This is a genomic window from Methanomicrobium sp. W14 (genome assembly GCF_017875315.1).
GTDB lineage: Archaea > Halobacteriota > Methanomicrobia > Methanomicrobiales > Methanomicrobiaceae > Methanomicrobium.
This window is the reverse complement of sequence record NZ_JAGGMM010000003.1, coordinates 358,653-382,224: the sequence shown is the minus strand read 5'-3', so window position 1 is coordinate 382,224 and position 23,572 is coordinate 358,653. Positions and strand designations below refer to the sequence as shown.

26 protein-coding genes are annotated in these 23,572 nt (G+C 43.7%); 13 read left to right on the top strand and 13 right to left on the bottom strand.

All coding sequences use genetic code 11. The features are described 5' to 3' along the window. Nucleotides 1–8: 8 nt before the first annotated feature. Nucleotides 9–560 (bottom strand): hypothetical protein, encoded by a 552-nt coding sequence (locus J2128_RS11145; protein ID WP_209691509.1) that lies wholly within the window; start codon nt 558–560, stop codon nt 9–11. A gap of 4 nt (nt 561–564) precedes the next feature. After that, entirely contained in the window at nt 565–1,548 is a 984-nt protein-coding gene (locus J2128_RS11140) for a response regulator (RefSeq protein WP_209691508.1), read from the bottom strand. A 196-nt stretch (nt 1,549–1,744) separates the two neighbouring features. Here J2128_RS11140 and J2128_RS11135 point away from each other — a divergent pair, with 196 nt between their 5' ends. The 6 genes from J2128_RS11135 (at nt 1,745) to J2128_RS11110 (ending at nt 6,710) form a co-directional block, all read left to right on the top strand. After that, a complete protein-coding gene (locus J2128_RS11135; protein ID WP_209691507.1) occupies nt 1,745–2,650 on the top strand; it encodes an ADP-ribosylglycohydrolase family protein in 906 nt (301 codons plus the stop codon). Between the two features lie 27 nt (nt 2,651–2,677). After that, entirely contained in the window at nt 2,678–3,664 is a 987-nt protein-coding gene (gene argC / locus J2128_RS11130) for an N-acetyl-gamma-glutamyl-phosphate reductase (RefSeq protein ID WP_209691506.1), read from the top strand. A gap of 26 nt (nt 3,665–3,690) precedes the next feature. Further along, nucleotides 3,691–4,185, top strand: a complete 495-nt coding sequence (locus J2128_RS11125) for a CBS domain-containing protein (RefSeq protein ID WP_209691505.1) — start codon at nt 3,691–3,693, stop codon at nt 4,183–4,185. A 4-nt stretch (nt 4,186–4,189) separates the two neighbouring features. After that, entirely contained in the window at nt 4,190–5,368 is a 1,179-nt protein-coding gene (argJ, locus tag J2128_RS11120) for a bifunctional ornithine acetyltransferase/N-acetylglutamate synthase (protein ID WP_209691723.1), read from the top strand. Next, nucleotides 5,365–6,246 (top strand): acetylglutamate kinase, encoded by an 882-nt coding sequence (gene argB, locus J2128_RS11115; protein WP_209691504.1) that lies wholly within the window; start codon nt 5,365–5,367, stop codon nt 6,244–6,246. Before argJ ends, argB begins: the two co-directional genes overlap by 4 nt. Before the next feature lie 80 nt (nt 6,247–6,326). Continuing rightward, nucleotides 6,327–6,710 carry a PAS domain-containing protein gene (locus J2128_RS11110; RefSeq protein ID WP_209691503.1) on the top strand — a complete coding sequence of 128 codons (384 nt, stop codon included), beginning with the start codon at nt 6,327–6,329 and terminating at the stop codon, nt 6,708–6,710. Here the strand turns inward: J2128_RS11110 and J2128_RS11105 are convergent, their stop codons facing one another. After that, entirely contained in the window at nt 6,711–6,980 is a 270-nt protein-coding gene (locus J2128_RS11105) for a chorismate mutase (RefSeq protein WP_209691502.1), read from the bottom strand. 125 nt (nt 6,981–7,105) lie between these two features. Here J2128_RS11105 and J2128_RS11100 point away from each other — a divergent pair, with 125 nt between their 5' ends. From J2128_RS11100 to J2128_RS11090, 3 genes are all read left to right on the top strand, one after another. After that, nucleotides 7,106–7,786, top strand: a complete 681-nt coding sequence (locus J2128_RS11100; protein WP_209691501.1) for a peptidase M50 — start codon at nt 7,106–7,108, stop codon at nt 7,784–7,786. Nucleotides 7,787–8,104: 318 nt separating this feature from the next. Continuing rightward, entirely contained in the window at nt 8,105–8,761 is a 657-nt protein-coding gene (locus J2128_RS11095; protein WP_209691500.1) for an MFS transporter, read from the top strand. Then, nucleotides 8,727–9,584: an MFS transporter gene (locus tag J2128_RS11090; protein ID WP_209691499.1), complete on the top strand. Its 858-nt coding sequence runs from the start codon at nt 8,727–8,729 to the stop codon at nt 9,582–9,584. The genes J2128_RS11095 and J2128_RS11090 overlap by 35 nt, the downstream gene beginning before the upstream one ends. Before the next feature lie 64 nt (nt 9,585–9,648). On the opposite strand, the gene J2128_RS11085 is transcribed toward J2128_RS11090, so the two are convergent. From J2128_RS11085 to J2128_RS11055, 7 genes are all read right to left on the bottom strand, one after another. After that, nucleotides 9,649–10,518 carry a hypothetical protein gene (locus tag J2128_RS11085; RefSeq protein WP_209691498.1) on the bottom strand — a complete coding sequence of 290 codons (870 nt, stop codon included), beginning with the start codon at nt 10,516–10,518 and terminating at the stop codon, nt 9,649–9,651. 251 nt (nt 10,519–10,769) lie between these two features. Beyond that, nucleotides 10,770–11,384 carry a flavodoxin family protein gene (locus tag J2128_RS11080; protein ID WP_209691497.1) on the bottom strand — a complete coding sequence of 205 codons (615 nt, stop codon included), beginning with the start codon at nt 11,382–11,384 and terminating at the stop codon, nt 10,770–10,772. Further along, nucleotides 11,384–12,001, bottom strand: a complete 618-nt coding sequence (locus tag J2128_RS11075; RefSeq protein ID WP_209691496.1) for a flavodoxin family protein — start codon at nt 11,999–12,001, stop codon at nt 11,384–11,386. Before J2128_RS11075 ends, J2128_RS11080 begins: the two co-directional genes overlap by 1 nt. Before the next feature lie 204 nt (nt 12,002–12,205). Further along, a complete protein-coding gene (locus tag J2128_RS11070) occupies nt 12,206–12,871 on the bottom strand; it encodes a peroxiredoxin (protein WP_209691495.1) in 666 nt (221 codons plus the stop codon). A 26-nt stretch (nt 12,872–12,897) separates the two neighbouring features. Continuing rightward, nucleotides 12,898–13,239, bottom strand: a complete 342-nt coding sequence (locus J2128_RS11065) for a carboxymuconolactone decarboxylase family protein (protein ID WP_209691494.1) — start codon at nt 13,237–13,239, stop codon at nt 12,898–12,900. Nucleotides 13,240–13,244: 5 nt separating this feature from the next. Next, nucleotides 13,245–13,373 carry a desulfoferrodoxin FeS4 iron-binding domain-containing protein gene (locus tag J2128_RS11060; RefSeq protein WP_209691493.1) on the bottom strand — a complete coding sequence of 43 codons (129 nt, stop codon included), beginning with the start codon at nt 13,371–13,373 and terminating at the stop codon, nt 13,245–13,247. A gap of 151 nt (nt 13,374–13,524) precedes the next feature. Beyond that, a complete protein-coding gene (locus J2128_RS11055) occupies nt 13,525–13,746 on the bottom strand; it encodes a hypothetical protein (protein ID WP_209691492.1) in 222 nt (73 codons plus the stop codon). A gap of 105 nt (nt 13,747–13,851) precedes the next feature. On the opposite strand from J2128_RS11055, the gene J2128_RS11050 reads away from it, so the two are divergent. Next, nucleotides 13,852–14,526, top strand: a complete 675-nt coding sequence (locus tag J2128_RS11050; RefSeq protein ID WP_245323685.1) for a flavodoxin family protein — start codon at nt 13,852–13,854, stop codon at nt 14,524–14,526. 80 nt (nt 14,527–14,606) lie between these two features. On the opposite strand, the gene radC is transcribed toward J2128_RS11050, so the two are convergent. After that, entirely contained in the window at nt 14,607–15,266 is a 660-nt protein-coding gene (gene radC, locus J2128_RS11045; RefSeq protein WP_209691491.1) for a DNA repair protein RadC, read from the bottom strand. Nucleotides 15,267–15,469: 203 nt separating this feature from the next. On the opposite strand from radC, the gene acs reads away from it, so the two are divergent. The 3 genes from acs to J2128_RS11030 all read left to right on the top strand — a co-directional run bounded on the left by acs (nt 15,470) and on the right by J2128_RS11030 (nt 19,293). Continuing rightward, nucleotides 15,470–17,356, top strand: coding sequence for an acetate--CoA ligase (gene acs, locus J2128_RS11040; protein WP_209691490.1), 1,887 nt, complete (start codon nt 15,470–15,472; stop codon nt 17,354–17,356). 211 nt (nt 17,357–17,567) lie between these two features. Further along, nucleotides 17,568–18,071: a rubrerythrin family protein gene (locus J2128_RS11035; protein WP_209691489.1), complete on the top strand. Its 504-nt coding sequence runs from the start codon at nt 17,568–17,570 to the stop codon at nt 18,069–18,071. Between the two features lie 64 nt (nt 18,072–18,135). Further along, on the top strand, nt 18,136–19,293 hold the full coding sequence (locus tag J2128_RS11030) for an FAD-dependent oxidoreductase (RefSeq protein ID WP_209691488.1): 1,158 nt from the start codon (nt 18,136–18,138) through the stop codon (nt 19,291–19,293). Between the two features lie 94 nt (nt 19,294–19,387). Here J2128_RS11030 and J2128_RS11025 read toward each other — a convergent pair whose 3' ends face one another. Beyond that, nucleotides 19,388–19,774, bottom strand: coding sequence for a hypothetical protein (locus J2128_RS11025; protein ID WP_209691487.1), 387 nt, complete (start codon nt 19,772–19,774; stop codon nt 19,388–19,390). Between the two features lie 1,181 nt (nt 19,775–20,955). After that, a complete protein-coding gene (locus J2128_RS11020; RefSeq protein ID WP_209691486.1) occupies nt 20,956–23,445 on the bottom strand; it encodes a protein kinase in 2,490 nt (829 codons plus the stop codon). Between the last annotated feature and the right edge of the window lie 127 nt (nt 23,446–23,572).

Genomic DNA, 23,572 nt, shown 5'->3' with positions numbered 1-23,572 from the left:
AAAATTTTTTAGATCTCTATGCTTTCATCCGAGAATGTCTTCAGCTGCACAGAAAGCATGGGGTCCATGCAGTCCTTCGCTGCAAGGTAAAACCCAAAACTTTTCATTAGCCTCAGTTTGCTTGAAAGAAAATGAATGAATTTTGTAAGGGTGGGTGTAGGAAGGTATATAAGAAGTGTATTCAGTGAATCCACAACAACGCATGTTTTCTCATCGGGATTTTCCTTGAGCATTTCGGTCAATGCTATCCCTACATCGGTGAGGTTTCCGGGATTGTTTACGAATACCGAGTTGTCAAGGTCTGACGGCAGATTTCCAAGAGCATATTTTGTTATTGCATCGATAAAAAACACTTTTGAGATGTCGAGCCCTTTTGATTTGTACATATCCTTTAGCAGAGGAGACGGATTGTTTGCAGTTATTACAATCGCCCTGTATCCTTTGGAGACTACGGCTTCTATTATCTTGTAATTTGCCTCAATAAGCTCCTCTGCAGGAGCCATTGCGAGGACAATGCGCCCGTTCCCAAAATCAGACAGTACTCCGTTTAAATCAGACAATAGCTCACCTGGTCAAGAAATCCCTGCATTCGTCAGGTATATAGTCAAATCCCCTGGAAATGGCTTTGTTCAGCTCTTTGAGGTTTTCTATTACCTGCTGGGAGTTTTTCAGCTGTACGGACAGTTTCATTTTTATAATTTCCGGGTCTTTCCCATTTTCAATATCGTTGATGGCCTCAGAAAGATTTCTGCATATGTGGTTTACAGGCTCCTTAAGTCTTCTTGCAGCTTCCGTCAGAAATTCCATAAGAGCCTTTTCGGCCTCTTTTTTTTCTGTAATGTCCACATATGAGCCAAAATAGTATGATTCCTTTGACATCTTATTGTATATTTTTATGATGGATAACTGCGCATCAAATTTGTTGCCGTCGCTTTTTAAACCCTTTACCTCACCAAAATATTGCCCGGTTTCTGAAAGCCCGGGTATTATCCTGTTGTGGCAGGAGTTAATGGGGTCAAAAAGCATGGACAGTTCTTCTCCTATTATTTCATCCTTTGATTTGTATTTGTGAAGCAGAAGTGCTGCATTGTTTATATATGTTATAAATCCTTTTTCGTCAAGCAGGAATATCCCGTTGAACGATACCTCCAGGGCATGCTCTTTCATCTTAAGTTCGCATTCGGCATTTCTTTTTTTGAAGGCAATATCTATCTGGTGGTTGAGTTCGATAAACTGGGATGCAGGGTTTTTGCCTTTCTGGACATAGCCGTCAGCACCGTACATAAACGCCTCATGAACAACCTGCTCCCTTCCTTTCCCGGAAAATATTATAAAAGGTATGAACGGGTTTAGATCGCGGACTTTTCTTAGAAAGTCAAGACCGTTCATTTCAGGCATTTCATAGTCAGAAACAATTGCATCGTAAGTATTATTGCATAATTTTGAGAGTGCTTCTGTTGCAGAGTATGCTTTTTCAATAGAGTAATCATTATATTTTTTGAGGTAAATAGAGGCAATTTCAAGAATTTCCGGTTCTTCATCAACCATTAAAATATGTAGCATAAAAATATACCTTCAAATATAATAAGTTACTTTTGAATTGTTATGTATCTATAATTCTATTGCATTAAATAAATATGTATATCATACCTGAAATTGTTTTTTAATTATCCTGCATAATGTCTTTTTCTGTTATTATCTCCTGCGAAGAATTAATCTCTGTTAGTTTTCAATAAACTATCCAATGAAGAACGAATACAGGGGTGCAGTGCTTGGGGCGGCAGCAGGTGATGCACTCGGGATGCCCTATGAGACTTCTCCTCCGGCCTTTGGGAAAAGTATGACAAAAGGGTTTAAAAAAGCTCCGAGGAATCACCCGAACGCCTCTCTTCCTGCCGGCGGCTATACGGATGATACCCAGATAATGCTTGCCTGCGCCGAACTTCTGGTGAGCGGAAATTTCACGCCTGAGAATTACGCTTCAAAATTGCAGAGGCTTCACGAAAACAAAAAGCTGAGGTTCCCTGACGGAACGGTAGTTACAGCGTGTCGTCATATGTCCTCGAAAAAAGAAAATTTCGGGTGCAACTCGACGACATCTGGGTGCATCCCTCTCGGTCTTCCTTTTGCCCTTGCCTTTCATGACATCGTTGAGATGAGCGAGAAGCTTGTCGAAGCATGTGCAGTCACCCATACAAACCCCGGTGCCCATGCCGCAGCAATATCCTTTGCGACATTAATCCGGGCTACCCTTGACGGGGATGAAAAACCCCTTCATGAAGCGCAGAAGAACGCTTTTCTGGAGGATCATAATCTGGGTCTGAAGACAGGTGAGGCTCTCAGGATAGCACGTGAGGATATAAGTCTGGAATCGTCGGTATCTGTAATCGGGAACGATGTAAGCGTTTACCAGACTCTTCCTATGGCGTACTACCTGATACAAAAGTTCGGCGATGACCCTGACCTGATGTACCTTGCGGCAGGAGTGGGAGGAAACACAGATACTATAGGGTTTATATGCGGTTCGTGGTTTGGAGCGCAGTATGGGGCTTCAGCAATCGATGAAGACTTAATTCTGGGCCTTGAAAACCGCGAAAATCTTGAAACAATAGCAGACAGGCTCTATATGCGCTACGGGACAAAGAATTAATTCCGCCTGAATACAATATTATTCCCTATGGATATTGCAATTATCGGTGCGTCGGGTTATACAGGAGGGGATCTTGTCCGTCTTCTTCTGCATCATTCAAAAGCATGTGTTACCTGCGTCACATCCAGAAAGAAGGAGGGAAAGCCGCTTTCTTCACTTCACCCTGGTCTGAGTGGTCTGACAGATCTTTCATTTACAAACCCTGATGTGAACGATATAGATGCGGACTTCGTTTTTCTTGCGGTTCCGCATACGGTTTCAATGAATTACGCAGGTCTTCTCAGGGACAGGGGAATAAAGTGCGTGGATTTAAGTGCGGACTACAGGCTTTCAAAGGACGTTTACGAGAAGACTTACGGCGTTTCCCACAAAGCTTATTTCAAAGCCCCCTACGGTCTGTGCGAGCTTCACAGGGATGAGATACAGAAAGCGCAGTTCGTGGCGAACCCCGGATGTTTTCCGACGGGGGCGACACTTGCATCAGCACCTCTTGCAAAGTTTGCAAATACAATAATATATGATTCGAAGACAGGTGTGTCAGGTGCGGGTGTAAACCCAACCCCGGCAAACCAGTACACAAACGTTGCTGACAATTTCTCAGCGTACAAATGGACAACCCATCGTCATCTCCCGGAGATGATTCAGGAGGCAAAATTCCTCGGATCAAAAGCCCAGTGCTATTTCACACCCCACCTTCTGCCGGTAAACCGTGGTATTCTTACAACGGCCCACATCCTCCTTGACGATCCTATGTCACAGGAAGAAGCCGAAAAGCTCTATAATGATATGTACAAAAATGAATTCTTTGTACGCCTCCAGAACCCCACTCTCGGGGGCGTCAGGGGAAGCAATTTCTGTGACATAAAGGTTGAGTGCGACGGAAAGAGAGTTGTTGCTGTCTCCGCAATTGACAATCTTGTTAAGGGCGCAAGCGGGCAGGCAATACAGAACATGAATATTATGTGTGGATTTGACGAAAAAGACGGCCTTACGACAGCGCCAGTCTTCCCCTGAAAAAATTAAGGAAGTGATTTTGGACTATGCTGATTAAAGATGTGATGACTCCTGACCCAGTTACGGTTAAAGCCGATTCAAAGGTGAGAGAAGCGGCAGGTATTCTTAGAAAATACAGAATAGGCGGGCTTCCCGTAATGGACGGCGAAAGGGTTGTCGGTATTGTAACGGAGACTGATATCCTCTCCCTTCTTGAAACCGGCGATTTGAGTGACGACCTGTGGCTTCCCTCCCCTCTTGAGATTATAGAGGTCCCTATACGCGAGTTCGTAAACTGGGAGAAGACTAAAAAAGCCCTTTCGGATATCGGGGAAAGTCCCGTTTCGGATATTATGAGCAGTGACGTCGTATCAATAGAGGACGGTGCTGATATAGAGGAGGGAGCCAGGCTTATGCTGGACGAAGGCATAGCACGTCTTCCTGTTATTCGTGATGACAAGCTTGTCGGAATAGTGACCCGGCAGGACATAGTACGCGGAATAAGTCTGTTTAATGAAAAAACACCTGAAGGAAGTGATTAGAGAAGTGAATAGTATCTGCGAAGTTGAAGGAGTCTATGCGGCAGGAATCAAGGAGAAAAAATACGGGCTTGCGCTGATTAAGGCCAAGGGGACTGCTGCGGCTGTATTTACGAAAAACAAATTTATGGCTTCGCCTGTTATTCTCATGAAGAGGAGGATTGAGAAGGGTTTTCTCGAGGGCATTATTGTGAATTCGGGAAATGCAAATGTCTATACCGGCGAACAGGGCATGAAGGATGCCGAAAGGATGGCAGAGATTGCAGCGGAGGCCTTTTCTGCAGACCCTGAAAACATCGGTGTTGCAAGTACGGGTGTTATAGGAAGATTTCTCAATATGGAAATAATAGAGGACCAGTGCAGGCGCGTCTCAAAAGACCTCGGTCACGACGAAAAGTCGGAGGAAAACGCCGCAAAGGCCATAATGACAACCGACCTTCTTATGAAAACCGCACTGTGCAGGCGCGAGGGTTTTTCGGTTGCCGGAATTGCCAAGGGCAGTGGTATGATTGCTCCAAATATGGGCACTATGCTTGCTTTTCTCTATACCGACGCCGAACTCACTGCCGACGAGCTTAAGCGTGCTCTTTTGACTGCTTCAAAGAGAAGCTTCAACCGTGTTGTCGTGGACGGTGACACGTCTACAAACGACTCCGCTTTCCTGACCGCTACCGGTCTTAAGGGAAAAGTGGACTATAAGGAGTTTTGCGGCGCGCTTGAAGAGGTCTGCACAACTCTTGCAAAGCAGATGGCTGAAGACGGTGAGGGTGCGACGAAGATGATTGAAGTGCGCATAACAAACGCCCCTTCGGAGGAGGACGCAGAGGTAATTGCAAAAACAATAGTCGGTTCTCCTCTTGTAAAGACGGCAGTCTACGGTGAAGACCCCAACTGGGGAAGGCTTATTGCGGCTGCGGGACGTGCCGGTGTAGAATTCCCTCCTGAAAACGTTACCGTAAGCATCTCGGGTGAAAACGGCAAAAAGACTGTTCTTCTTGCAAAAAAAGGGGAAATTTTAGCAGACAATAAGTATCACCCTGAAGCTTTAGCCGAAGCGAAGGCTCTTATGCACGGTAAAAAAGTCATATTCACACTTGACCTTGACTACGGAGGTTTTTCGGCGACGGCGTGGGGGTGTGACCTCACCGAAAAGTATGTGGAGATAAACGGGAAGTATACCACATGAAGCGTGTTGACATTCTGATGGAGGCTCTGCCCTACATTCAGCAGTTCCACGGAAAGACTATTGTCATCAAGCTCGGCGGTCATGCTATGGTAGACCCCGATGTTCTTGACACCGTGATACAGGATGTCGTTCTTCTGCATTATGTCGGGATGAGAGTCGTTCTGGTCCACGGCGGAGGGCCGGAAATAACCGAAAAGATGAAGGCTATGGGAAAGGAGCCGAAGTTTGTCGCAGGTTTAAGGATAACTGACAACGACACCCTTGAAATTGCCCAGATGGTGCTTGTTGGAAAGATACGCGGCAATATTGTCTCCCTTATAACCAAGTTCGGTGCAAAGGGTGTGGGACTTGCCGGCCAGGACGGAAACCTCATGTTTGCAAGAAAGGCAGGAGCAAAGAAGATCTTTGTCGGGGACAAAGAAGAGGAGGTTGACCTCGGTCACGTGGGTGACATTGAACAGATTAACCCGGAACTTCTGACGGGACTTCTTGACAAGGGATATATCCCGGTTGTGTCACCTATTGCAATAGACCGGAGGGGGAGGTGTCTCAATGTCAACGCCGACACTGCGGCCGGAGACATCGCGGTTGCGCTCCAGGCATATAAGTTCATCAACCTTTCAGATATCGACGGCGTGATGAACGCCCAGAGGACAAGGACGTATCACCGCCTTACGACTGAGGAGTCTTACAGGCTTATAGATGAGGGAGTTATAGTGGGGGGGATGATCCCGAAACTTCAGGCGTGCCTAAAATGCATTGAAAACGGCGTTGAATATGCCCATATCATAAACGGGAACAATGACCATACGATACTGATTGAGCTCTTCACACATGAGGGTATAGGGACGATGATAAAAAACAGCGATTCCGAATAAATAATCAAAAGATCAATATTTTTTGTAAAAAAAATGTCTTTTTTGAAAGTCTGAATTGTAATATGTGCAGGTACGCAGAAATGTCAGGACTGTTTTCACCCGGACCGTTTAAGGCGAAGAAATCCGTTGAAATATTCCGCGAGGCTTTTTTTAAAAACCCTGTCGGAATATGCATTTTGACCCACCCTGATTTCAGGATAAAGATTGTAAACGAAAGCTTTGCGGAAGTTTTCGGGCTTGAAAAATCCGGTATCTCGGGAAAACTTTTTACGGCGGTATGGAAGAAGGACCCTCTTCGCGACGAATTTTTCAGCCTGATGAGGGAAAAAGGACTTGTAAAAAACTTTAAACTTTGCCTTTTCTCCCCTTCGGGAAAAGGTGAACTTCAGATTCTTCTCTCTTCTGCCTTTATAGATGATGAAAACATTATCATCTCGGCCGTGAACGCGGAAAACTCCGGGTGATTATTCATTAAGTTCAGTCTGTTTCTCTTCGTTCATCTCAATTAATATTTCAAATATTTTTCTGGTAAGTTCCGGGTTAAGCCCTTCTTTTTCAGCAGTTTTAAAGGCTCTTCTTAAAACCGCATCTCTCTGCACCTCATCCCTTACCGGGATTTTTTCGCAAATCTTTCCTTTGCAGATGTCCCGGGCACACTCCTGCCTTTTCTTAATCAGGTCTATTATCTGCATATCTATTTTCTGTATACGGTTTCTTGCAGACTCCAAATCCATTACAGAATAATTTCACAGTTTATCACTAAAAAATGATGGCTGAACCGGGACATTCAGTCATGTCTTCAAAAAAATTTCAATGCGGTAAAAATAATGATAGCTGAAAGTCTAATATAGAGTAACAGATGTTTGGAAATATTATATCTAAGATTCCCAAAAGGGAGAGAAATGACCTTTTAATCGGATGGGTGGCGATAGCCATCGCGTTCACGATTATTTTTATAAGGGGAGGCCGCCTGACAGTATCACAATTTGCATTGTATTTTTTCATATCGCTTTTAACTGTAGGCCTTGGTTTTCTCCTGCATGAGCTTGCGCATAAGTTCATGGCAATGAAATACGGGTACTGGGCGGAGTTTAGAAAGGACAACCAGATGCTTCTTGTCGCAGTTGCACTTGCAGCGCTTGTAGGTGTTGTATTTGCAGCGCCCGGTGCGACAGTAATCTATGCGCAGCAGGGAAGGGTCATGACAAAGGAGGAGAACGGAATAATTTCACTGGCAGGTCCTCTTACAAACCTCATACTTTGTGTGCCTTTCTTTTTGCTTATCATTGCTTCAGCGGTTTTTGGCCCTGTTTCGGCAGGAATATTCAGCATTCTGTTTCTTACAGGGCTTATAGGTCTGTCAGTAAATTCGATGATTGCATTTTTCAACCTTCTCCCTGTAAGTGTCCTTGACGGCAAAAAGATTCTGTCGTGGAACCCTGCTGTATTTGCCGTTATGATAGTGCTGTCATTTGTAATTCTTCTGGTATCCTATGACTACGGCGGGATTTTAACTGCAATTATCAGCATTTTCAGTTAAAAATTATCTTTTTTTGTAATTTTTTTGGTTTTGTATACTCTATTATAAGATATACAAAACAGAACGGCTCTTGGTTAACGGGAGTACATTGCCGGAAGCTAATGGTTTTTATGTATAATATAAACTTTCTGTGTTTTCCCCAAATAATATATTTTTAATATATAAAGTACTTATTAGTATATCCTAGATATTTAAGGTATATTTTAAAAAAGCAATCTATTTATCCTGGATTCCCTAACTCTTGAACGTTAATATTGATTGTTTTCAGGTCTCTTCCTTTTAAGAGACTGCCATAGAATCCAAAGTGAGAGATGCCTTATGGAAAACTTTACTTCACAGCAAAAGTACACTGACAACTGCCGTTATCTCCACAGAAAACTTGATGAATCAGAGATGTCTCCTATGCACTGGAAAATATGGTTCCTTTCCTCTATGGGGATTTTTCTTGACGGTTTTGATCTATTTATCATATCGATAGCCCTTCCTCTTATAATTGCGCAGTTTGAGCCTGGTTCTGTGATGACAGGTCTCATCGGTTCTGCGGCTGTAATCGGCTCCATAATAGGTGCCGCCGCCGGCGGCAAGATTTCCGATAAACTTGGCAGAAAAGCGATATACATAGTTGATCTGATATTATTCCTTGTTTTTTCCCTGATGACCACCTTTGCATGGGATATATATTCGCTTATTCTCTTTCGTTTTCTCTTAGGCATAGGAATCGGTGCGGACTATCCCATATGCGCAAGTTATGTCTCGGAGTTTATGCCTGCCGGGAACAGAGGAAGAATGCTTATAGGTGCTTTCTCCTTTCAGGCCGTTGGAATGTTTGCAGCCGCAGGATGCGGTCTTCTTATATTGTGGGCGTACCCGGAACCGGTGTCCTGGCGCCTTATGCTCATAGCAGGGTGTATTCCGGCCGTCCTTATAACTTATATTCCGTATGAAAGTTCCGGAAAGCCCGCGCTGGTACATTGAACACGGAAGACCAAAGGATGCTGCGGCTGTAGTCGGAAGCCTGACTCATATTGATGAAGAAAAGGCTGAGTTCTTTGCAGAGTGTGAAGAGGAATGCATTAATGAGAGAAAGAAAAAGAAAAGTCCCGGTTTTGGTATTCTTTTCAGGCCCGGGTACCTGAAAAAGACTGTTCTTGCTTCAGTGCCGTGGTTTGGCATGGACATTGCGACATACGGCGTCGGGATATTCACTCCTATTTTAATTGGTGTAATGGCAGGGACCGGGATTTCAGGTCTCGGCACGATAGCATCGGACTTCTATGAAACGAAGTACACCGCGTTTCTTGACATCTTCCTTGTGATAGGGTTTGTTCTCAATATCCTCCTTGTGGAAAGGCTTGGGAGGATGAAACTTCAGACTTTAGGTTTTGCCGGGATGATAGCAGGTCTTTTAGTGCTCTCTTTCGTTGCCCTGGAGAATTCTTATCTGTCTCTTGCTTTTGCGGGGTTTATCATATTCAATGTGTTCATGAATATGGGTCCGAATGCGACGACTTTCATTGTACCTGCAGAAATTTTTCCGACCTCGGTCAGGGCAACTGCACACGGGTTTGCGGCTGCTATGGGAAAGGCCGGTGCGGCTTTCGGGATATTTCTGCTTCCTGTTTTTCAGGGCATCCTTGGAACACCGGTTACACTAATGTTTATTGCGGGCGGGTGTTTTGTGGGCCTTGCGGTGACTTCGGTCCTGGGGATTGAAACAAAAGGGAGATCACTTGAGGAGAGCGGGTTGCATGAACTTCCAAAAAATTTAAAGCCAAAAGAAAGCATTTACGGGGAATGAAATAAGAAAAAGCAATGATTGTTGGTTGAAATAAAAAAATATTTTTTTGCGGATATTTTGTTTTTCAGTCTTTTTTACCCGATAGTATGCATGCGGCTACAATGGCAATTCCAAAAAGCGCAGTCAGTGCAAAAAATCCGGGGGACTGCGTTTCTTCGGGCGTAGCCGTCTGCGTTTCGGTTTGTGTCATGGTTACAACAGGTGCGGGGGTCATGTCAGAAACAGTTCCCTTTTGTACAACGCTTATTTTGAAGTCGGATACCGGTTTGCCCTCTTCAGATGTGATGTAACACTTATCCGATGTTGCCTCTCCGCCTGCAAAAGTTACAGAAAGTTCGGATTCGCACCCTTCAGGACTTGTAAATACGTGTCTTTCACCTTTTTTTATGGTATACTCGTATGCGTAGTTTTTGCTTTCCCACCCCTGCGATACTCTCAGGTTGGCGTAACTGGCGCTGCATACTGACCCTGAGCAGTCACTGCAGTTTGGGTATGTCGCGTATGTAAGTTTGAAGTTGTTGAAGAACGGGGATATTATGTACTTCGGGTCACCGAATGCATCTGAAAGGTATTTCCCTGTAGGGTAACTGGTCTGTGTTTTTCCTATGCAGAGCCAGTTAACCGTATTGGGGTCTGAAGTCTTTATGTAAGTAGCCTGAACAGGGTCTGAAACCGAAAGCTCTGAAAACGCAGCACTGTCGTTAAAAGTCCCTTTTAGGGACTCTTCCTTAATTGTTACGGATGCTCCTGTCCATGATTCGCCGTTCCAGGCCTTTTTGGCCTGAATAACGATTGTGTTGTCAGAAGGCGTGATTTTGGATATAACACCGGCAACAGTAACCGTTTCGTCAGATGCAAGTACAGGTGCAGCCATGCCCAGGGATATCAGTATGACTACAAAGACAACCGGCACCACTCCGTTTTTTATTTTCATAGTCCTTCTTTCTACTTTTGTGATTATTTTGTTTTCTGTCGGAAGTCTTTTCGGAAACAGCCGGTTTTAGATAATATTCCCCGGCAGGATGTACAGGATTTTCTTCATGGTTTAGAAAATAGGGGGTATGGATCTCTTAAAAATGTGATTTAGTCAAATCTTTTATAGCGGATACATAGCTTTCGGGATTTGCAGGCATTTGAAAAATAGAACAGATTATATGTAATATTACCTGTTTTTTATTTTTTAGTTTAATCTGCTTTATCTTCCAGGATTTTTGAAAGCTGTAAGACTATTCTTTCTCCTTCCTTTTCTGCCTCTTCAAGGGCATCTGGTCTTCCACCGATACCTCCCGACTTGTCCATTCCGCTTATTGTTATATTCTTTGAGTACTTGAAGCCCGAGTCGTTGAAAAATGCTGTAATAACAGGATAAGCCGCATCAAAGACGTTTTTTATGTCCTGGCCTGCGGTTGAAACAAATACTCCTGGGTGCGTGTCGAGGTGGGCGCTGTCAAAATGAAGGTTTTTCTTTACAAATCTCTGCGCCCATAAAAACTGGCCCCTGTCAATTAAGCCCTTCATTTCGGCCGTTATCGACATGGAGTATATCGGTGATGCCAGAACGAGTATATCGGTATCATCCATTATTTTTTTAAAGACGTCGGTGAGGTCGTCTTTGATTATACATACTCCGGTATTATGGCAGGCGTTGCAACCCTGGCAGCTGTCGTATTTTATCTCCTTGAGCTTGATTTTCTCGACCTCGCCCCCGGCATTTTCCGCTCCCTTTAGAAAACTGTCCAGGAGTTTTTCGGTATTTCCGTATCTTTTGGGGCTTCCCGCAATTGCAGTTACCTTTACCATCACTCTTCACCCTTCATTACTCTCATTTTCTTAGTAATCCTTAAGGAAAGCTCTTCAGCAAGGCTTTCGACGTTATCCTTCTTTTTCAGCTCGCCTTTTTTGTCAACGCCGTTGATCATGAGGTATTCTATATTGCTGTCCTTCACATCGCATACATGGAAAAAGCATTTCATTACAGGTATTGCGGAGTCAAAGACATAGCCCCAGTTCTGCCCGGCGACAGAAAGAAATACGCCGATTCTTTTGTCTTTTCTCTCTTTCGGGACGACCTCCTGTTTCAGGACATATTTTATTGATCTGAAAACCTGCGTCCTGTCGACGAATGCTTTTGCCTGGGAACATATGCTCATGCAGAATATCGGCGAGGAGAACACAATGATGTCCGCTTCCTTAATCTTTTCAAGAAGACCTGCCATATCATCATTTATTACGCAGACACCCTTTTTTTCGCATGCATTGCAGCCTCTGCACGGGTTTAAGTCGTAGTCGGAGAGCACAATTTTCTCTGCGTTTACGTCTTTTTCTCTTTTAAGACAGTTAAACAGTATATCCAGAAGGTCTTCGGAATTGCCGTGCCTTCTCGGTCCTGTTGCAAAACCAATTACGGAGATTGACATTACTTATTGCTATTTGTGGAGCACCGATATAAATAATTCCATTAAAAAGCCCTGATTTGCCCTTTATCGAAAAATGCACCCTTGGATCTGATTAATCCCGGTAAAATACAGGGCAATAACGACCCGGACCGGTTTTACGCTATGTATAAGCAGCAGAAAACCGGCAATGCAGGCAAAAAAGGTAAAATTTGGTTTTTATCCGGTTCAGACGCCTTTAAAGCAGAGGTACCACTCTTTACATTCGTAGCCTTCGGTAGGCCTCTTCTCTACTTCTTTCTGCGTCGCAGGCGGCGGGACGATAACCTTGTCGCCCGGCTGCCAGTTTGCAGGCGTTGCAACACCATATTCATCGCTTGTCTGGAAGGCTTTGATAATTCTTATGACCTCAGGAATATACCTGCCGTTTGACTGCGGGTAGTATATCATCGCCCTCATTTTACCTTCAGGATCGATAAAGAAAACGGCACGCACGGCAGAGGTTGTTCCCATGCCCTTCTGTATCATTCCATAGAGTTTTGCGACATTCATGTTGAGGTCGGCAATTACCGGGAACGGAATTTCTACACCCATTTTCTCCTTTATGTTTTTGATCCATGCAAGGTGGGAATGAACACTGTCTATGGAAAGCCCTATGAGCTGGGTGTTCATTTTCTGGAGTTCGTCGTATATTTTTGCGAATGCCATAAACTCTGTTGTGCATACCGGAGTGAAATCGGCAGGATGCGAGAACAGAACGACCCATTTTCCTTTGAAGTCTGAAAGCTTTATCGGCCCCTGGGTTGTTACTGCCTCAAAATCAGGTGCAGGCTCACCCAGTACAGGCATTGAAATACATTCCTCGCATTCGCAGTTGTCATTTTCTGTGCTCATTTTTTTATTACCCCCTTGTTTGGTTTTTATCTGTACGCTTCTTCAAGTTGTGTTTTTCCGTAGACGTAAGCCGGCATTCCCGCAAGGAGAAACGCCACCCTCAGGCCTTCTTCTATCTCTTCCTTTTTTATCCCGAGATTTTTTGCTCCTGCTATCTGTGCATGGACGGCGTGTTCGTCACGCAGTGATGCCGCGATTGCAATTGCTATAATCTTTTTCTGCTGGCGTGACAGTGCACCGTCACTCCAGACAAGGTTGTCAAAAGCAAGAATCTTTTCATGCAGTGCCGGATCAGTTTTCTCAAGATCCTTGAATATTTCAGGCACTTTTCCTATGTTTTTTCCAAGTTTGTCCATTTCGCCACACATAATAATCACTTCTTCTGAAGCTTCATAGGCTCCCCGCAGCAGACAAGTTCGCCGCCGCCGGCCTCTTTTACTTCAACAACGTTTCCGCAAATCTCGCATACGTAGATTTCGCCTTCTTCTTTTACGTTAACCATTTCTTTTAACACCTACTCTGCCTGATAAAGCCTTTATCATCAGAATCATTTCAAACATTCCGGGAATGTTGCGCAAAATCTTCACCAGAAGGTTTTATCTGTAGAATCCGGATTAATATAATGCTTTAAAAACCGGTTAAACCGGATTTTTTTATTTTCTTTTTGGAGGATTTTTTACATCATCAGGTGTTTTTATGTCGTCTCTGATATGAGTGACGGGGAAACAGTCGTACATTTCGCATGCGCAGGCAGGACATTTCCTCAAATCCTGCTGGGAATCGTTTATTTCAAACTCAAGTCCACAGTCTACGCACACGTACCTGCCTTTGCCGACTTTATCGCCGGCTTTCACTCTCTTTGGTGCTTCACTCATTGATTTCACCTTAACCCTTCATTATGGCTGAATCTATATATTTCTTTTGATTACTGCCTTTTTTAAACTTTTAAGCCTTTAATGCTGATTTATGTGTGACGGTGCATGAAGAATCTCCCGGTAAATTTTAAGTTTGTTGAGGTCGTTAATTCATTTTCAGTTATGTCGTACCAGATAATAGCACTCATGGGAAGCCCTGTTCCTGACGGTAACACCTCTAAGATTCTTGAAAGGGCCGTGAAAGGTGCAGAGGACGCCGGCTGTAACGTTTCGAAGGTTGATGTTACATCTCTTAAGTTTTCGCCGTGCATGGAGTATTTCTACTGCGATCAGAATGAAGGGTGCATGATAAACGATGATTTTACACCCTTTATACAGAGATTTAGGATGGCAGACGGTTTTATTGTCGCAACTCCCGTGATGACAATGGGTATTCCCGGGGCCCTTAAGTCATTTATGGACAGATTTCAGGTTTTTTTTGCGGCGAAATATATGCGCCACAAACCTTTGATTACAAAAGAGCAGAAAACATGGAGGAAAACCCTTCTTATCTCAATAGGAGGCATGAAAATCCCCAATGATTTTGACGGGGTAAAACTTTCCATGAATTCCTTCTGCGATATCATAGATGCCCCCCTTTACGGGGAAGTTTTGCAGAACGATATGGACAATATAAAAGACATTGAAAACAGACCTGAAATCCTTGAAACTGCATACAAAAAGTCTTTTGAGATGTGCAGTGGGATAATCTCCGGCAAAAAAAGGTTCTCAAAAGAGTAAATTGGATATGAATTTATAAGCCGCCTGAAAAAACACTGAATGGCCTTCTTTTGTTATTCTCTGTTTTTTATGAGAAGTTTTTAGAGAAGGCCCCTCTGTTTAAAACTGGTATAATCTTTTTTTGATACAATCAGGTGGTCAAGGACTTCTATTCCAAGAATCTCTCCGGCAGTGCACAGCCTGTCTGTGATGTCTTTGTCCTGGACTGAAGGCTCAGGGTTGCCGGAAGGGTGGTTATGCACAAATATTACGGACGCACACCTGTCGGTTATCGCATCTGAGAAAACTTCCCTCGGGTGCACCGGGCTCTGGTTCAAAAGACCAATCGTTACAACCCTGCTTTTTATCACCTCCCCTGCGCCGTTCAGGGTTATGCATATGAAATATTCCTGAGTCTTGTTTCTTATGTAATCGACGAGAGGCAGCACATCTTCAGGGCAGGTGACCTTTTTAGTTTCGTCTTCACGGTATCTTCTGGAAAGTTCGAATGCAGCGATTATCTGAGACGCCCCGCAGAGTCCTATTCCGTCTATACTCATCAGATCGGACATTTCCGGGTGTCCCTCGTTTTTATCAAGAATTTTTTCGATGTCTGATGATATTGTGCCGACATCCCTTCCCCGTATTCCCCTGCCTATTATAGCGGCGATGAGTTCACGGTTTTTAAGATTTTCTGCACCAAGCCTTGATATTTTCTCACGCGGCCTGTCCTCTGTTCTGGTATCCCTTATTCTCTTCATAAAAATTTTCTTGTTCCTTTAGCAGTTGAATAAATCCAGTTATATTCCTGATAATTTATAGGAATGGCGATTTAAGTCCGGTAATTGTTTCAACAAATCGGATTAGAGTATCTTTCGTTTATTGACGATCGTACATTCGACCGTAAGATATATAATTAATAATGATTAATAATGTAAAATACCCCTGAGGTTGTGGAAAATATATGACAGAAGATGAAGTAAAAATGGGGACTACAGTTTATGTCCCGCACTCCTCCTGCCGTGATTTCAGGTGGATGGGAGACTACGAGGCAGTTTACCGTGAGTCCGTAAAAGATCCGGAAAAATTTTGGGAGAATATAGCTTCTGAACTTGAATGGGACAAAAAATGGGACAAAGTCCTTGAATGGGACTATCCTGATTCCAGGTGGTTTTCGGGCGCAAAATTAAACATCACGAAAAACTGCCTGGACAGGCATGTCAACAGCAGCAAAAAAAACAAAGTCGCTTTGATCTGGAAAGGCGATGACGGCTGCGAAAGACTTTACACCTACCGCCAGCTGCACCGTGAAGTCATGAGGTTTGCGAACGGGCTGAAAAATCTTGGTGTCAGGAAGGGAGACCGGGTCTGCTTTTATATGCCGTTTGTCCCGGAGCACATAGTAGCGATTCTTGCATGTGCAAGAATCGGTGCAGTTCATACGATAGTCTACGCAGGTTTCGGGTCCGAGTCTTTGCACCAGAGAATTCTGGACTCCCAGGCAAAAATTGTTATAACAGCTGACGTCAGCATAAGACGCGGAAAGAGAATAGACCTGAAGTCACTGGTAGACGATGCGATAGTTAATGCACCTTCAGTTGAGCGGGTAGTTGTATTTCGAAGGACACAGCCTGAAATCGAGCTTTATGCAGAGATGGAAATTGACTACTACGACCTCATAAAAGACGAGAGCAATATCTGTGAACCCGAGGAGATGGATGCGGAAGACCCGCTGTTTATCCTCTATACAAGCGGAACTACAGGAAAACCTAAAGGTATCCTGCACACCTGCGGAGGATATATGGTCGGCACGTACTATACCTGCAGGTACATATTCGACATAAAAGATTCCGATGTGTACTGGTGCACGGCAGACCCGGGGTGGATCACAGGTCACAGTTATGTCGTTTACGGGCCGCTTGCCGCCGGTGCGACTGTTATGTTCTCTGAAACCACCCCAGATTATCCTGACCTCGGCGTATGGTGGGAAATTGTCGAGGATTTCGGTGTCACCATAATGTACACTGCACCCACGGCTATCAGGATGTTTATGAAATACGGTGAGGAATGGCCTAACAGGTATAATCTTGAAAGTCTGAGAATTCTCGGGTCGGTAGGGGAGCCTTTAAACCCGGAAGCCTTCGAATGGTTCTATAGGGTAATCGGGAAGGGAAAACTTCCCATAGTCGATACATGGTGGCAGACCGAGACCGGAATGCACATGATAACGACTATACCCGGAGACCCTATGAAGCCCGGATTTGCAGGAAGACCCGTTCCCGGGATTATTGCGGACGTCGTCGACAAAGACGGGAAATCCCTTGAGCCGGGGATAAGCGGAAAGCTTGTTATAAGAAGTCCGTGGCCGTCAATGATGAGAGGTGTGTGGAACGACAGGTCAAGGTATGAAAAATACTGGAACGATGTTCCCGGGTGCTATACGACAGGAGATATGGCGGTAAAGGACAAGGACGGGTATATAATGATAACAGGGCGGTCGGATGACATCATCATCATGTCAGGGCACAATATAGGCTCTGCCGAGGTTGAGTCCGCACTCGTGGAGAATGAGGCTGTCGCAGAGGCGGCTGTAATAGGAGTCCCTGACTCCCTGAAAGGCAATGTCATAAAAGCCTACGTGATACTGAAGGAGGGTTTTGAGGCTTCCGAAAAGCTTGAAAACGAACTTAAGTATCATGTAAGGATGACTCTGGGGCCTATTTCCATGCCTTCCGAGATAAAGTTCGTGCAGTCGCTTCCAAAGACCAGAAGCGGCAAAATAATGAGGCGTGTTTTAAGGGCGGTCGAGACGGGTGCTGACCCGGGGGACCTTTCAACCATTGAGGACTGATACACCCGGAAAACTGTAGCAATAAATTATGTCCTGAAAAAAAGGCCTGAGGGCTGACTGCATAATAAAAAAGTTAAAAGCTCAGGTTAATAAATTTCAGTGCTGGAAGCGCTGAAGTTTATAATGCTGCCTTTTTTTGCCTTAAACCTTGAGAAATCATTTATACCATAAGGGCATTACTTTTCAGTGATACAAAAAAGGTGAGTTAAATATGTCTACGATGGATAATGCAAAAGCAGCCTTTGCAGGCGAATCACAGGCTAACCGCAAGTACAGCAATTTTTCGGATAAAGCTGCGGCAGACGGTTTCCCGAATGTTGCAAAACTATTCAAGGCGGCTTCAGAAGCAGAGGCGATACATGCAAAGAGACTTTTGTTTGCCATGAATATGGTCGGAACTACAGAGGAGAACCTTAAGGGTGCTGTCTCAGGCGAGACCGAGGAATACGAAAGTATGTACCCGTCATTTATTAAAATGGCAGAGGAAGAAAAGGACAAATCTGATGCAAAAGCAGTGTTCACACACGCGATGAAGGCTGAGGAGGTTCATGCCAAAAAGTACAGCCAGGCTCTTGAAGCAGTCTCAAAAGGCAAAGACCTCTCTATAAAAGTGATATTCCTGTGTCCTGTATGCGGCAACATCGAGTTTGACAGTGCTCCTGAGAAGTGCCCGATATGCGGTGTGCCCAAGAGGATGTTTAAGGAAATTATATAATTAAAATCATTTTTTTCGCCCATTGAGCGACATTTAAATATTATTGAACTTTATATCTCCGGTTATGGCTGAAGTGAAAGTGTATTCCACAAAAATGTGCCAGTATTGCCGTCTTTTGAAGGCATATCTTGACAGGCACCATGTTTCATATACAAATATAGACGTCGGTGAAGACGTAAACGCCGCAAAAGAGATGGTTGACCTGACAGGCCAGTATGCAGTCCCTGTAACTGTGGTCGGCGATGAGGTTATTATAGGATTCGATACGAAGCGCCTCAACGAGCTTTTCGGAGAAGAGGAGGCGCCTGAAATATATGACGTGCTGGTTCTCGGTGGAGGCCCTGCCGGGCTTACCGCGGCAATGTACTCTTCAAGAAAAATGCTTTCCTGCATGATTATAACGGAAAATATCGGAGGTCAGGCCCTTGAATCATGGTCAATTGAGAATTACATGGGGTTTCGCATAATAACCGGAGGAGAGCTGATGCAGAAGTTTGAGAACCAGATAAAATCGGAAAATATCCGTGTTGAGCCTGACAGTGTATCTGAAGTTTCCGAAAAAAATTCTCTCTTTGAAATAAAGACCGTCTCGGGGCAGGTGTTTAAGGGTAAAAGCCTGATTATAACAACAGGCGTCAAACCAAGGTGGCTTGGAGTTGAAAACGAGGACAAATTTATAGGCCGCGGTATAAGCGTCTGTTCGACATGCGACGGGCCTTTGTTTAAGGGAAAGGATATCGCGATAGTAGGTGGCGGAAACTATGCGGTGACGACAGCAATTGAGATGAGCAGTGTTGCAAAAAAGGTATATCTTATCGTGAGAAGCAGGATAAAGGCCGATGAGGCCTACATGAAGCAGTTTAAAGCCAAAGAGAACATCGAGACTTTTACAAACTATGAAATCTCTGCTCTTTTGGGAGACAAAAGGCTTGACTCAATAAAAATACGCGAAAAAGATACAGGAAATGAGAAAAAAATTGATGTCTCGGGAATATTTCTCGCAATAGGGCACGACCCGAACACGTCCTTTTTGGACGGTTTTGTGGACTTAAACGAGAAAGGAGAAATAATTACCGATAAAAACGGCAGAACCGGTAAACCGGGGGTATTTGCTGCAGGGGATGTAACCGATGTCGAAGGAAAGCAGGTCATAATTGCCTCTGGAGAAGGTGCAAAGGCTGCTCTTTCGGCTTATTCTTACCTGACTGAAAAGAAAAAATAATTTTTTCAGAACGTTTTTTCTTTCAATAAATAAAAAACGGCTGATTTAAAATTAATACCCGTCTATTCCTAGTTATTTTCAATACTATTTTCGCTTAAGAGTAGAAGCTGACTTTTGTCTCTGTTTTATTCGAACTATAAACTTCCACCATTATCATGTTGCACTGCCTGTAGAAGAGAGTAAGAGACTGTTCAAATCCTTCGTCATCGTTTGTCCTTGCCTGGTCCCTTGCAGTCCTGTATGTCTCAAGAGGTGCGGAGACATTTTTGCCCTGATTTTCCATCTCTCTTAATATATCCTTCATAAAATTCAGTTCATATTCCGTATTCAGGGAAGTTTCTGCAGGAGTGGCAGAAGTCAAAGTTGTCACCTGTTTGTCTGCCGCAGAGTTCTGTGCATTGTCAGTACATCCTGAAATAAATGCTGTTTCTGATATTAAAAGCAGCAGAAGCCCTGTTTTTATAATATTTATAATGCACATTGTTTTTTCACGCCGGCTTTTGGTTTTTGATGATATTGTTTTACTGTTTAACCGGTACTTTTTTTCAGTGAACAACTTAAATGGTTTTAATGTACCTGATTAGTCCATTTAACCGGAAGGTTAAATCCAAGGAAATTATACCTTTTCCCAAAAAATGCTGAGGATTTGTTGCCCGTAGAAAAAGGGCTGAAAAATATCTTTTGGTTATGCCAGTGCCGAAATAAGGACACCGAATATCACAATGAGTGTCAAATGAATTCCCAGTGCTATTTTTGCTTCTTTTTGCATCATTCATATCTCTCCCTTTCAGGCCGTAAGAATCATTAAAATTAAAACCTTTTTTTCCAAGGACTGTTTTTGATTCTTTTTTTTGTATGGTATTCTGCCTGTTATATCATAAGTTGGTACAGGGCAGATATAAATGGTTTAAATGCATTGGATTATCACGTTTAATCCGAAAGTTATATGTATTTACCTTCAAAAAAGATTCATTTTCAAAAAAAAGCTGCCCTTTAGGCCGTATTTTTGGTAAATATTTTCATGTGAATCCTGTTTTTGGAAAAATGCGGAAATAAAACTTTGATGATGTGAAAACAAAAAAAAGTTAATTTTTAATGTTAAGATTGATGGACAAATATTTAGTCTCTGCAAAAAACCAAGGATATTCCCTGAATTATTATCAGGATTATTTAGGTCTGGAGTCGAGTGATTATATGGGTTTTTTGCAGAGATTATCCCGCTTATGGGGCGGTTGTTATGTTTCTGGCTAATTTGGTTTTCTTATTTATCTGGTGATTTTGGATTGTGATCCTACCTGATTTGGTCTGTCGAATCAATTGCAATACTTCTGTTTAATGATGTTTCTGGAATCAATGCCTGTGCATCACCTCCGGTTTTCACTAAACTTGAACGGGGACATGAATAGTTTTTTTTAGACATGCCCTCAGAGGGGGATATACGGCAGAAGTCTGCCGGCATATTGCCCTTTTTCAGATGGAGCATTGAAGGGGTATTGTGCCTTCTTACCATCCTTGGTAATAGGTTATTCTTGCCTGATATAAATGGATAAAATAGAAGTCATTCAGTCGTATAACCAGAAGGTTATACATGCATTGTGGTTAACAATAGTATATTCTGCAATATTTAATAACACAATAAATGCCACCCGTATGTCATTATTTTTATGAGTCACTGTCAGATTCGATATCAAAGCCGCGGTTATGACTTTTAATTTTGTCAAATTCGCCTATTATCTCGTCGACCGTATTGTAGCGGTCATCAGGTTTTTTGGATATCATCTTCATTATAATTTTATCAAATATGATGTCTTCAGGCCTGTTTTCCGAGGGCTTCAGGGGTGTCCTGTGGAGTATCTCGTCGCTCATGTCGGCAACGCCAATTCCAAAGAAAGGTCTCATCCCGACAAGCATTTCGTAGAAGAGAATTCCCATCTGGTATATGTCCGTTCTTTCATCCGGCCTGCCAAATTTTTTTGGCGCTATCTGTTCAGGCGCGGCATAGTTTAAAGAGAAACCTATTGTTGTGGTCTCGTTACCGTCCCCCATAATTTTTCCGAGACCCCAGTCTGTAATTTTTGGGGTGTCATCATCTGAAATGAGTATATTCTGGGGCTTTATGTCCCGGTGGATGATATGTCTTTTGTGGGCATATGATAGGCCCTGTGCAACGCCGTATATGATATCAAAAGCCTCCTTCTGCGAAAGCGGCATATCAAGGTCTGCTATTGCCCTTGGGACATACTCCATTTCTACAAAAGGAACGGGAAGTATATTTACCGAGTAGAGCCTCACGATATTCGGGTGGTTGAGTCCTTCCCAGATTCTCATTTCCTTCATGAAGAGTCTGCCTGTTGTCTCATCAAAGTTTATCGGCACTTTTACCGCAACTACGCTGTCATCAGACCTTCTTTTAGCCCTGAAAACCCTTGCAATTCCCCCCTTGCCTATAAACTTCACGTCCTTGTATTTTTCGTTCAGGGTGTCCGGGAAATATGAGCTGCCAAGCCCGGTCTTCATAATGGACTCCTCGTCAGGGAAGACGACGGTTGAATCCTGGTCATATGGCATAACCATCGTTCTTGAATTGTTGTCTTCCTCCTCCTTAATCCAGATCTTCCTGTTATTCCTGAAAAGACGGGTGAATACGGCGGGTAAAAGCGCCGATAGAAGCAGGGCGGCAGGGTAGGCGACCGAAGAGATTGGACCGAGGTCAACAGGCGATGTGTATACAGAAACAAAGAACATTACGGTTGTAAGGCCTGCAAAAACAGGTTGTATCCTGCATAAAAGTAAGGGCAGCTTTGATCTTATAAGCCCGGCTCCGATAATGCCCGAGGCCGCTATGATATATGCTGTCATGAGAATGAATATAATCTGGACATATCCGAAATCGATTAGTCCGTATACAATCCTTGAAGTGTAGGATATTATCGTGTATAATAGCGCAGCTGATAGGGCAAAATATCCTGCTTCAAAGAATAAAATTTCAGATATCCTTTTGTTTTTTACTGTCGTAAGCGACCCGGCACCTCCTGAAAGAGCTATAAGACCTGCCGCGACTCCTGCTATCAGGAGCATCAGTATAACAATTCCAAAAGGAGACTGCTGATGCCACCATTCGTTGTTTTCAGGGGGCTGGGAACCCTGTGGATGCTGGTATGCCGGAGAACCCTCTGTGGGCTGGCCGGGTTGCGGGCTTTGTTCGGCAGTACCTGTATTATCTCCTGATTCTGTTCCTGCCGGGGCAACAAGAGTATACATGTCGGTATGATCTATAAGGGGATAGTCGTCTGAGACATAGTTTGATGTGTAAAAGAGGTTCTGCCAGTATCCGCTCCCTCCGGTAGCAAGATTCTGGAGGTTGAGGTTGTTCATGAAAAGCTGGTTCTGCGTGCTGAATATTCCGGATTCCAAGGTATTGTAAAGGCTGTAAGAAGTATCACCTATACCGTTATTGTCGTTATCGCTGCCATAGTAGTCGTTCCAGTAATTGCCGAGAGAAGAGGTGAAATTCTGTCCCCCAAATATGTACTGCATACTTGCGGTAGACCACATTATTGAGCGTGACAGTGACTTTGCGTTTATTGTATTCTCAAAGTTGTTGAGATAAACGTCGCATTCTGCCGAATCGTCAATAAAAAGCCCTATCCTATGGTTTTTAATTGTGTTCCCAGATATTGATGTCCCGGCAGAGGAGAAAAGTGTAATTCCTACGGGCGTTTTGAGTATCTCGTTGTCGGCAATTATATTATTGTCGGAATTTATCAGGACTGCGCATTCCGAGTCGCCTGTTATGGTGAAACCTTCAATTACGACATTGTCTGCGTTTATTGTAATCCCTGTTTCGCCGTCCACGGTTATTATCTGCGGTTTTCCGTCACCAGAATCGACGCCTATAAGCTGGACGGGCTTGTCGATGACGAAATTCCCGGTATATTCGCCGCTGCTGACGATTATAGTGGAACCAGATTCAGCTGATGAAATGGCATCAGAAATTGACGGATAGACTGTCTGACCTATTCGTATCTCGCCTGATGAGGCTGGTGTGAAAAGAATAAAAAGCATAAACAGCGCAAGAAGAATAAACAGGGTTTTGCGTGCTTGTGAACCTTTAAAACTGCAGGTTCCAGCCGGTATTCTTCTTCCGTTCATACAAAATTTCCGTTTTAAAAGCTTTTTTTGTTGTTCCGCACCGCATGACCGTATTATTTTGCCCTACCGGTCTGTTGCTGTATTTTAAGGTCTGATCAGATATCTGTTTATCGCGAATGCAGAAAAT

What these genes read in the sequence shown, in the direction of transcription:
- J2128_RS11035 (WP_209691489.1), top strand. Translation starts at nt 17,568, where the DNA reads ATGTCTACGATGGATAATGCAAAAGCAGCCTTTGCAGGCGAATCACAG.
- radC (WP_209691491.1), bottom strand. Translation starts at nt 15,266, where the DNA reads ATGAAGAGAATAAGGGATACCAGAACAGAGGACAGGCCGCGTGAGAAA.
- J2128_RS11140 (WP_209691508.1), bottom strand. Translation starts at nt 1,548, where the DNA reads ATGGTTGATGAAGAACCGGAAATTCTTGAAATTGCCTCTATTTACCTC.
- J2128_RS11050 (WP_245323685.1), top strand. Translation starts at nt 13,852, where the DNA reads ATGAAGAATCTCCCGGTAAATTTTAAGTTTGTTGAGGTCGTTAATTCA.
- J2128_RS11125 (WP_209691505.1), top strand. Translation starts at nt 3,691, where the DNA reads ATGCTGATTAAAGATGTGATGACTCCTGACCCAGTTACGGTTAAAGCC.
- J2128_RS11110 (WP_209691503.1), top strand. Translation starts at nt 6,327, where the DNA reads ATGTCAGGACTGTTTTCACCCGGACCGTTTAAGGCGAAGAAATCCGTT.
- J2128_RS11070 (WP_209691495.1), bottom strand. Translation starts at nt 12,871, where the DNA reads ATGAGCACAGAAAATGACAACTGCGAATGCGAGGAATGTATTTCAATG.
- J2128_RS11135 (WP_209691507.1), top strand. Translation starts at nt 1,745, where the DNA reads ATGAAGAACGAATACAGGGGTGCAGTGCTTGGGGCGGCAGCAGGTGAT.
- J2128_RS11030 (WP_209691488.1), top strand. Translation starts at nt 18,136, where the DNA reads ATGGCTGAAGTGAAAGTGTATTCCACAAAAATGTGCCAGTATTGCCGT.
- J2128_RS11055 (WP_209691492.1), bottom strand. Translation starts at nt 13,746, where the DNA reads ATGAGTGAAGCACCAAAGAGAGTGAAAGCCGGCGATAAAGTCGGCAAA.
- J2128_RS11095 (WP_209691500.1), top strand. Translation starts at nt 8,105, where the DNA reads ATGGAAAACTTTACTTCACAGCAAAAGTACACTGACAACTGCCGTTAT.
- J2128_RS11105 (WP_209691502.1), bottom strand. Translation starts at nt 6,980, where the DNA reads ATGGATTTGGAGTCTGCAAGAAACCGTATACAGAAAATAGATATGCAG.
- J2128_RS11085 (WP_209691498.1), bottom strand. Translation starts at nt 10,518, where the DNA reads ATGAAAATAAAAAACGGAGTGGTGCCGGTTGTCTTTGTAGTCATACTG.
- J2128_RS11090 (WP_209691499.1), top strand. Translation starts at nt 8,727, where the DNA reads ATGAAAGTTCCGGAAAGCCCGCGCTGGTACATTGAACACGGAAGACCA.
- J2128_RS11020 (WP_209691486.1), bottom strand. Translation starts at nt 23,445, where the DNA reads ATGAACGGAAGAAGAATACCGGCTGGAACCTGCAGTTTTAAAGGTTCA.
- J2128_RS11025 (WP_209691487.1), bottom strand. Translation starts at nt 19,774, where the DNA reads ATGTGCATTATAAATATTATAAAAACAGGGCTTCTGCTGCTTTTAATA.
- J2128_RS11080 (WP_209691497.1), bottom strand. Translation starts at nt 11,384, where the DNA reads ATGGTAAAGGTAACTGCAATTGCGGGAAGCCCCAAAAGATACGGAAAT.
- J2128_RS11075 (WP_209691496.1), bottom strand. Translation starts at nt 12,001, where the DNA reads ATGTCAATCTCCGTAATTGGTTTTGCAACAGGACCGAGAAGGCACGGC.
- argC (WP_209691506.1), top strand. Translation starts at nt 2,678, where the DNA reads ATGGATATTGCAATTATCGGTGCGTCGGGTTATACAGGAGGGGATCTT.
- acs (WP_209691490.1), top strand. Translation starts at nt 15,470, where the DNA reads ATGACAGAAGATGAAGTAAAAATGGGGACTACAGTTTATGTCCCGCAC.
- argB (WP_209691504.1), top strand. Translation starts at nt 5,365, where the DNA reads ATGAAGCGTGTTGACATTCTGATGGAGGCTCTGCCCTACATTCAGCAG.
- J2128_RS11065 (WP_209691494.1), bottom strand. Translation starts at nt 13,239, where the DNA reads ATGTGTGGCGAAATGGACAAACTTGGAAAAAACATAGGAAAAGTGCCT.
- J2128_RS11100 (WP_209691501.1), top strand. Translation starts at nt 7,106, where the DNA reads ATGTTTGGAAATATTATATCTAAGATTCCCAAAAGGGAGAGAAATGAC.
- J2128_RS11060 (WP_209691493.1), bottom strand. Translation starts at nt 13,373, where the DNA reads ATGGTTAACGTAAAAGAAGAAGGCGAAATCTACGTATGCGAGATTTGC.